At 39.2% G+C, this 9830-nt stretch carries 4 protein-coding genes; 1 reads left to right on the top strand and 3 read right to left on the bottom strand.

Features of this window, described 5'->3' with window-relative positions:
* The first annotated feature begins 163 nt into the window (after window positions 1-163).
* A complete protein-coding gene (locus AC5JMK_RS07895) occupies window positions 164-610 on the top strand; it encodes a hypothetical protein (RefSeq protein WP_096675865.1) in 447 nt (148 codons plus the stop codon).
* A 157-nt stretch (window positions 611-767) separates the two neighbouring features.
* On the opposite strand, the gene AC5JMK_RS07890 is transcribed toward AC5JMK_RS07895, so the two are convergent.
* The 3 genes from AC5JMK_RS07890 to AC5JMK_RS07880 form a co-directional block, all read right to left on the bottom strand.
* Window positions 768-3038, bottom strand: a complete 2271-nt coding sequence (locus AC5JMK_RS07890; RefSeq protein ID WP_495909808.1) for an FdhF/YdeP family oxidoreductase — start codon at window positions 3036-3038, stop codon at window positions 768-770.
* A 547-nt stretch (window positions 3039-3585) separates the two neighbouring features.
* Window positions 3586-6549, bottom strand: coding sequence for a methyl-accepting chemotaxis protein (locus tag AC5JMK_RS07885; RefSeq protein WP_495909807.1), 2964 nt, complete (start codon window positions 6547-6549; stop codon window positions 3586-3588).
* 1995 nt (window positions 6550-8544) lie between these two features.
* The gene (locus tag AC5JMK_RS07880; protein WP_495909806.1) at window positions 8545-9783 is read right to left on the bottom strand and encodes a WD40 repeat domain-containing protein; all 1239 of its coding nucleotides are present in this window, start codon (window positions 9781-9783) and stop codon (window positions 8545-8547) included.
* Window positions 9784-9830: the final 47 nt, after the last annotated feature.

Here is a 9830-nt window from a genome sequence, read left to right as displayed (position 1 = left end):
ATCACCATGTAATCTCTTGCGCTACATTTTGAAGTGCGGAATGTGGGTTAAAAATAAGCTTTACAAAAAATTCCACTGAACGCATTAATATCACAGACGTACTTATGGACGATCAGTTTCTATAATTAATAAGACGAACGGGAGAAATCCACAGAGGCAATAAATGAAACTCAAAAATTTATCACTCATAGCCGCAGCCGTTGCCCTTAGTTTTACAGCTATCCCACAGCGTTCTGTGCAAGCAGAAAGCGCTCCAAAAGTTAACTTGCAACTTGCACAAGCTAACCAACAACCACAACCACCCCGTATTCAGCTATCACAGCAACAACAACAAAAGATTTCCCAAATTCGTGCTAACGCCCGTACTAGCATTGAGAAAGTTCTGACACAAAAGCAACGCGATCAAATTAAGGTTGCTATGCAATCAGGTCAACCTCCTCAACAAGCTTTTGCTGCACTAGATTTTACCCCACAACAAAAAACCCAATTGCAGCAAATTTTGGCGTCTTCCCAACAGCAGATGGAAGCTGTTCTGACTCCCCAACAAAAGAAACAATTAGACGAATATCGCCAAAATGTAAGACGCCAGCAACAGCAACAACAAAAATAGTAACCGACAGCATATCTGGTTGTTAACTGTTTGTTTTTTCATAGCCCGCACAAGCGGGCTATAGTTTTTTATGTATGCTGATGCTGAGTTCCTAAAGTCCTCACTACAAACAGAGATTGCGCTAAGTTAATTCCGATCCCCAATCACCAATCCCCGATCAAGGATCGCTAATTTCCAATTGCACCACAGCATTATAGTCTGGTACACCTTCGCGCGATCGCTTGCTTTTATCTAACAATACATTTCCTTCTGGCCAGTGAATCTGTAAATTACCAGGCTGAATCGGTGCAATATATACTCTTCCTCGATATTCTCCCAACTGATTTTTGAGAGTGACTGCATCTTCATCTTTCAACCCCAACCTATCTGCATCAGCAGCATTCATTAATACCGCTTCCCGGAATGCACCTGTAATGGCATCTTTGCGTTCTTGTACCATACTGTTAAATTGTTTACCCCGGCGGGTTGCGACTAAAAAACAATCTGGTGGTAAGGGTGCATTGCTATACGCCCCTACACTGGGAGACAATGGTGCAAAATGTGCCTTGCCATCAACTGTAGGAAAATTCCAGCCAAAGCACAGGTGTGAACCACCATACTGAAATTGATCACCTGCTTGCTGTAAGTGTTGAATCCCTGCATATAGGGGAATAACTTGGGCAATTTCTTGTCGCATCATAGCTGTATTTTCAAAATGTAGAGATGCGAAATTACCCTGCGGGAACGCTAAAAGCGAACGTGTTTCTACAACTCGCCTTGCTAATTCCATAAACACTTCCCACTCCGGACGCGCCTCTTTGATTCTGGGGCCAGGAATTTCTGGACTGAAAATGACTCGGCGTTCGGTACTAGTCTGTGTCACTCCAGAAGGTATTTCGTAGCGAGTTGTCGCGGGTAAAAGTACTACAGTATCACTTGGTTCCACTAACATTTGACTGGAGAGAACAATATCCATGTGAACTCGCAACGGTACACGCTGAAGCGCCTCTTCCACATAATCGGGTTCTGGTAGGACTTCTAGGAAATTCCCACCTACACAGAACAATACATCTAATTGCCCATTGTATGCAGCATCAATCATCTCTGGGGCTATTAAACCCTTAGTTGTAGGGACTTCAAACCCCCAAAGCTGACTTAACTGAGCTGCATTTTCGGGAGTAATGGGTTTACCACCAGGAAACACAGTGGCGTAACATCCCATCTCTGCACCACCCTGCACCCCAGAATGACCACGAATTGGCATCAAACCGCAGCCTTCGCGACCAACAAAACCCCTAGTGAGGGCAAGATTAATAATAGCTCTAACATTGTCTTCGCCGCATTCATGCTGAGTAATACCCATACTCCAGACAAAGACGGCTTTTTTGGCTTCCCCTACCATTTTGGCAAAGGCGTACATTTGTTCGCGAGTACTACCCGAAAGTCTTTCTAATTCTTCCCAAGTTTGATTTTCTAGGCTTGTCTTTAAATCAGCAAAACCACTGGTGTAACGGTCAATAAACGATTCGTCTACCCAACCATTAGCTATCATATGCTTGATGGTGCCATTTAAAAATGCCATGTCACCACCCATATTGACCAAAAAGAAATCTTCGGCAAATTTAGTACCAAACAAAGCACTTTCAGGAATAGAGGGAACCCAGTAGCGTTCCATCCCTGGTTCGCGGTAGGTGTTAATGACAACAATCTTTGTACCAGCTTTTTTGGCGTAATGCAGATATTTGACTGTTACAGGCTGATTGTTTGCTACATTCGAGCCAATAAAGACTAATAAATCAGTACCCACCCAGTCTTTATAAGAACAAGTCGTCGCCCCTGCACCTAAAGCTGCTTTCAGTCCGGTGGTACTGGGAGAATGGCAAATACGAGCAGCATTATCAATATTATTTGTTCCCATCGCCCGTACAGCTTTTTGGGTAGCATAATAAGTCTCGTTGACGGTGCCACGACTGGTAATGTAGAAACTGAGGCGATCTGGTGTTGTGTCACGGATACGAGTAGCAATTACATCTAAAGCTTCATCCCAGCTAATTCGGCGGAATCCTTTTTCACCGCATCGGCGGAGCATCGGAGATGGGAGGCGTCCTAATTCCCGCAATTCAACACTTTTGTACAACTGTAATTGCTCTACATTTGCCAGCAATTGGGGGTCAAAAGCTGGCATGGTATTCATACGTAATAACCGCAAGCGGACGTTACACAAATGTATTCCTTCTAACGTCCAGTCTTTCATCCCGGTTGTACCTAAAGCACAACCATCACAAACTCCCTGATTAAGAATCTCCCAAGCATAGGGTAAGCGATCGCGCGACAACCAAATCGCTCGAAATACCTCCCAATAGTTATTTGGATACTGTTCTCCAATACCAAATGGCTTCCAACTTGCCCAGTTTGAGGGTGTCCAACGCTTTTTCGGTTTCCGCAACATAACCCTGGATACAGCAATAGTTCACTGCATCGATTGTAGAACTGCCTTCTGAACTATATAAGCATTTAAGTAAGTCGGTTGGAATAAATCGATCTATGTTAAGCAATGTAAGATTATTGTAATCTAGTTCGTAGTAAGGACTTTAGTCCTTCTTTTAGGACTAAAGTCCTTACTACAAACCTTTAATTATTTACGCCGTTCTACTTATTAGTAAGGTTTAAGTATTGATTAGTAATGCTTAAGCATTTATTAGTACGCTTAAGCATATATGATTAATGTTTAAGCATTTGTTAGTAAATTTAAGTATTGATTAGTAATGCTTAAGCATTTATTAGTACGCTTAAGCATATGTGATTAATGTTTAAGCATTTGTTAGTAAGGTTTAAGTATTGATTAGTAATGCTTAAGCATTTATTAGTACGCTTAAGCATATATGATTAATGTTTAAGCATTTGTTAGTAAATTTAAGTATTGATTAGTAATGCTTAAGCATTTATTAGTACGCTTAAGCATATATGATTAATGTTTAAGCATTTGTTAGTAACGTTTAATTAACTTTAAACTTCGTCACTGCTGCTTGTAGTTCTTGAGAAACTTGTACAGTTTGTTGCAACGATTGAGAAATTTGGCGTGAGGAGTTACTAGTAACTTCTGACACTTGGGAGATTTCTGTAACTAGTTTAGTTACTGCTTGTGATGTTTCTACTTGAGATACTGTCGCCTGAGAAATTGATTGCACCAGTTCGTCTATTTGGCGAGAAACACTTATAATCTTGGTGAGCGAAGTTTTAGCATTTTCGACAATACGAGAGCTTTCTACTACCTGGGTAGTTCCTTGTTCCATGGCTTTAGCAACTTCATTTGTTTCTCGTTGAATGTTCTCCACAATCTGCTTGATTTCTTGGGTGGCGTTAGAACAACGTGCTGCGAGTTCAGCAACTTCGGTTGCAACCACGATAAAACCTCGGCTTCCTTCGGTGGCTTTTGAAGCTTCTAGCCCCGCATTCACTGCTAGCAAGTTGGTTTGCACAGCAATCTCATTAATTAAGGAAAGTATGCGGGATATTTGTTGTGAAGATTCTCCCAGACGCTTGACTTTTTTGCCTGTATTATCGATGGTTGAGCGTAAGCTAAAGATTTTTTCTACTGTCGCATCTATTGCTGTTTCACCTTCAGTGGCAGTAGAAGAGGCTGTATGAGCTACTTCGGCAGCTTTTTGAGCGTTTTGTGCCACATCTACAATTGACAGTGTCATACGCTCCATACTATTAAGGATGAGACTAATTTCAGCAGCTTGTTTGATAGCTTCATCGCTAAGTTGGCTAATTGCATGTTCGTTTCCGGCGATCGCTACATTTACTTCAGTTGCAGATGTTTTGACTTTGGTGACAATTTCTCTGAGATTCTTAACTATAAAGTTAAAAAACTCAGCGACAGTACCAAGTTCACCTTGTGTAACTTTCGCACGTACTGTCAAATCACCTTTTGATGCGCCTTCGATATCTCGCAACAGTTTAATGATTTGTTGTTGTAATGCTTCTTTTTGTTGATTCTGCTCGATCGCCATCATTTCTGCATGAGAACGAGATTTTTCTACCTGTGTCAGAGTATGTGCTTGCTCTAGGGCATAACCAATGGGAATTGCTATCTGCTTAAATAGATTCATTTCTGATTGTTGCCATTTGCGGGGACTAGAACACTGATGAGCGATCAGTAACCCGTATAGCTTGTTGTTCAGCAAAATTGGCGCGACTAAATTCGCCTTGACATCAAAAGCTTCTAGTTGAGCAATGTGACATTCAGTCAAATCTGCTTCGTATATATTATCCAGTGCTTGGATACGGCCTTGTTGATATTTGTCAACATAGTCTTGAGCGAAGCAGGGATCATCAATTTCTGCACCCAAAGCGCTTGGCCATTGAGCCGCAACGCATTCAGCTATGATTGTTCCTACCCAGTTTTCATCAAAGCGATAGACAATGATTCGATCTGCTTTGATTGCTTCTCGCAAATTTACTACTGATAAATTCAAAATTTGTGCAGTGTTGAGCGAACCACGGAGTCGAAAAGTAATATTGTTGATTAACTCCATGAGGTTGGCGTAATCTTCTTTTTGGAGAATTTGCTCTGTAAAGTTGTCTGCCATAGTGTTAAAACTAACAGCCAATTTACCGACTTCATCATGAGCAAAAATCTCAGCACGTGCAGAGCGATCGCCTGAAGCTAATTTTTCAGCCGTTTGCTCTAGCTTTTTGATCGGTGTAACAATTACTCGTCTAATAATCAGTGTCCAAATGAAAGAGATTGTTAAGGCGACAACAAGAACGATAATTTCTATCCAAAGACTTTGTTCTAACAATTTATTAAGAACAGTATCTGGAGTTCCTCGTACTAATATCGCAATCGGCTTGTCGTCGTATACAGATTTTGCACCATTATTTGTTTCTATAATTTTATTAGGTACGGCTTTTGCTACCATTACGTAAGTTTGTTTACCTAATTTCAGCCGTGTAGTAACTATCTTTCCTGGAGTTACCGTTGCTCCATCAAGTAAAGATTTACCAGCTTCGGGTAATGTTACATTTGGTATCCCTTGATTATTATTCTCAGATTTATCTTGCTTGAGGGCGGTTGCTATAGTAAATTCTCCTGTTGGTTTGCGTAGATAAACTGCACTATAGCCTCCTCCAGTAGCTTCTAATGTTCCCGTCACAATCGCGTCTTTCCCATTGACAATATCACCGGAAAGTAATGCAGCAATAGTTGCTTTTGTCTTTGAGTCTTTCACAGGTGTTACTGTGTAACGAATCAGAGCGTCTTCTTGGTTAAAAATATTTGGTAAAGGAGGAGATTCTTTACTCAATTCCGACCAACTGATAATGCTGTTTGCTTTGATTTGTTGAGGATTTTCAAACACTTCACTGACTAAGTTATCAGGATTAAATATTTCTCCTTTACGGTCAGTATTAGCATTGACAATTATCCGCAAATTTTTTCCCACAAGTGTGGCGTACTCAATTTTTCTGGCTTTAATTTCATTTGCCAGAATTTGTTTCACTTGTGCATTTAAAGTGGGGCTTAAATTTTCACCTGTATTGTGAGCGATCGCAGCCTGAATAATTGCCACATTGTCAGATTGTCCACGAAAGCCAAAGCCCATTTGATTGACTTTGGTATTATAAGCCATTTCTGTAACAGCTATTTCTGACTTTGCTTGTTCTAAGGATAAAGCCTGTAAATTACTAGTAATCAAGTATCTTGCTACAAGGCTGATTCCTAGAATAGATATCACTTCAGATGCTATTAACGCAATTAATTGCTTGCGGCTAAGAGAAAGGTTAGAAAACCATTGCCAAATAGGGTTTCTGACCTTTTTGGTTATAGTCAAATTAGTTTGATATTTTCTAATATTTTTTTGAGAGGTTTCATCATCATTATTATGAGTCAATGATCGTTTTGTGAAAGCGTATTCTTTACGTGATTTTTTTGGGTTATTCGATTTATTTAACATAAAGTTTGGATGTAAATACTCGTCTGTATAAATGAGAAATTTTTTAATCAGATTTAGGGGATGTTTGAAAAGTCCTCTTGTCGGTATTAAAAGTTTTTATCTAAGAGGATGTTTGAAAAGTCATGATTGATGTATCAAATATTTTTTACCCCACCCTAACCCTCCCCTTGTAAAGGGGCTGCGGTGTACACATAAATCCTCTGATCCCCCTAAATCCCCGCGCTGGCGCGCCGCTACGCTAGAAAAAAGGGGGACTTTGATTCTAGTTCCCCCTTTTTTAAGGGGGGTTAGGGGGGATCAAAACGCTACTAGGCAACTTTATAAGACTTCTGTGTACACCGCAGTTGTAAAGGGGAGGGAACCGGATTTCTCTTGTTTCTCCCCTTTATAAGGGGGGTAATAATGTAATTAAAATTACAGCCAATCACTTTTCAAACAACCTCTAAAACCTTGCGGGACAACGTTAATAAGAGGGAGCATCCCAATTTTTTCAATATACCGCGCTTGGGTTTAATTTTTTAGCTAATAGCACAAGGATAAATCAGGTAGTCTGCTTAAGCAGACTTGAGCTATGAGCAGGTTTTTTGAACATTTGGGATGCTCCCCTTATCAGACTTGTGTATACAACGTAACTAATAGCTTGCACTAGCTTTTAATACTGCCAAAAAATAAATTTTAAGGGCTTTTAGCTAAAGTCAGATTTATCTGACTAGTACCGCTTCCTTGGAAGTCACGCATTCACGCATTCAAAATAATTAGAGTACGACCGGAGTGATTCTACTTAAAATCACAACCAACGACTGCCAAGTTAATACTTGACAAAAATGGACGATAACACCAAGATAAATCGGATAAATCTACTTTCTGAGTAAAAATAGTTTAAGTCAATCGGCACAAATAAAACTAACTAATTGAGAGCATTTTAATTTTTTCAAAATACCGCGCTTGGGTTAAAATCCTTAGCTAATAGCACAAGTCGTCTGAAGACGAATTAAACAAATTAAATAGTCTGCTTAAGCAGAGTTTAGCTATTAGACTGCTTAATCGCAGGCGGGTTTTTTGAACAGTTGAGATGCTCTCAAATAATTGGGTCGTCATTTGTCATTTCTCATTGGTCATGGTATTAGACATATTTATTTTTCGTAACACAGTTATGTTTATTCCCACCGACTTACTTAAATTAACGAGTAAAAATTTTGATCGCCAAGATAAAAAATCAAAATTTCTATTCTGAATTGGTCAATATTATTTAAACCAATTTTCCAACCTTTGACATTGATTTATAACAAGTAACAGTTACTTAGTATTACACCCTAACGAAATCTTTTTCACAATTACTTACAAACTTTATTTTTGCTGAGGAACTTCTAATTTTTTAAACTATTCCATCGTAGGGGTGAATGGTCATACTTTAAGATAAGCCACGTCAAGCGTATCTATGCCCCTACAATAAATACTTGGGATAATTTATTTCTTTTGTATTCCCTTATTTCACAGATATATTTAAGTTTGAGTTTTATCATATTAGGGTGTTTTGTTGTTTTAAGCAAGCTTTTTTCCTATTTTTTTTTAATTTAATATAAAAATTTTATACTCTTAATCCTTCGGAAAACAGACTTCGTATGTAATTCAAAAATTGAACAATCAAGCTAAAATTATGTTTAATTAATCATTTTTGCTGACTATAAATTTGGTTGTTTTGATTGATTTTGTCTTCCTAAGCAATGGCTGAGATGACAGCGGAGCCTTTGATTCAGAACATGTGTAAATATCTAAATTTGGATTATTGCTAATCTAACCAATCTAATAAAAAAGCAGAATGTAAAATTATCTTGTATTTGTAAATACTAATTTAATTTGTATTTAATCTATCTTTAAGCGGATGACAAACAAAACGTAGAGACGCGAAATTTCGCGTCTCTACATCTAGTGGAATTTCGTGTCTCTACATCTAGTGAAATGACTGCGATCGCCATCTTTAAATTGAACACAAATTCAGTTTTGGCATATCTGTTGTATATCTCCTTCTTCGGGATGGATAATTAAGTAATCTCTTAGCCATCTGCACCCTAAACCCATAAAATCTTTAATTTCCAAAGTCACATTCCACAACTTCACCATTTCATCAGAACCAGCAGAGGCTAAAATTTTTCCATCTGGATTAAAATTAATGCTAGTTACCCAGTGAAGATGAGCTTTAAACGTTTGCAGCAAAGCACCATCATTGATATTCCATATTTTGATGGTGCTGTCCAAACTTGCGGAAGCGAGAGTTTTGCCATTGGGGTTAAAACTGACACTAGTAACCCAATTATTATGAGCATTAATAGTTTTTACTAGGATTCCGTCACTGACACGCCACAACTTGACTGTATTATCAGCACTTGCAGAAGCCAGCAGTTTACCATTTGTACTAAACTTGATACTAGTGACTATATGACTGTGACCTTTGAGTGTTCTGACTAAGCTACCATTTTGTACACGCCACAGCTTGATTACTCCCTTATTACTCACAGCAGCAAGGATATTACCATCTGGGCTAAAACTGATACTAGTAAATCTACCATTTGTACGTCTGTTACCGTGATCTTTAAGAGTTTGCAGTAACCTACTATCAGCAAGATTCCAAAGCGTCACCACTTGATCTTCACCAGCAGCAGCAAGGATATTACCATCTGGACTAAAACTAACTCTGGATAACCTATTGGTACGACTCTTGAGAGTTTGCAGCAAAGTGCGATCGCTTACACGCCACAGTTTGATTGTATTATCGTCACTAGCAGAAGCCAGAATCTTACCATCGGGACTAAAACTCACACAGCGAACATCAGCGCTATGACCTTTGAGGGTTTGGATCTGAGACTTTTGCAGATACCAAAGCTTGATTGTTCGATCTGCACTCCCAGAAGCAACAATCTTACCATCAGGACTAAAAGCAATGTTCCACACCCTACCCCGATGATCTGCAAATACTTGGGGTTCGATGCTCTTAGTTTTCCAAAGCCTGACAGTGCTATCATTACTCGCAGTCGCTAAAGTCTGACCATCAGGACTAAAAGCAACATCCAAAATATGACCGCTATGACCTGCAAAAGTTTGTGGCTCAATATCTGTTTGCTTTAAATTCCATATTTTCATTGTGCCATCTTCGCTACCAGAAGCAAGAAATCTTCCGTCAAGACTAAATTTCACGCTCTTGACAGGAGCTAGATGACCTGCGAGAGTATCTATCAAAGAAGTCCGGGAGCGTGAGAACCCCTATCTTTTAAGGAGGGGATGAA

The organism is Pelatocladus sp. (genome assembly GCF_059505505.1).
Note: the sequence above shows the minus strand (reverse complement) of the source record. Positions and strands in the feature narration are given on the sequence as shown.

Coding starts and splice junctions, on each gene's coding strand:
- AC5JMK_RS07890 (WP_495909808.1), bottom strand. CDS start 3,038: ATGTTGCGGAAACCGAAAAAGCGTTGGACACCCTCAAACTGGGCAAGT.
- AC5JMK_RS07895 (WP_096675865.1), top strand. CDS start 164: ATGAAACTCAAAAATTTATCACTCATAGCCGCAGCCGTTGCCCTTAGT.
- AC5JMK_RS07885 (WP_495909807.1), bottom strand. CDS start 6,549: ATGTTAAATAAATCGAATAACCCAAAAAAATCACGTAAAGAATACGCT.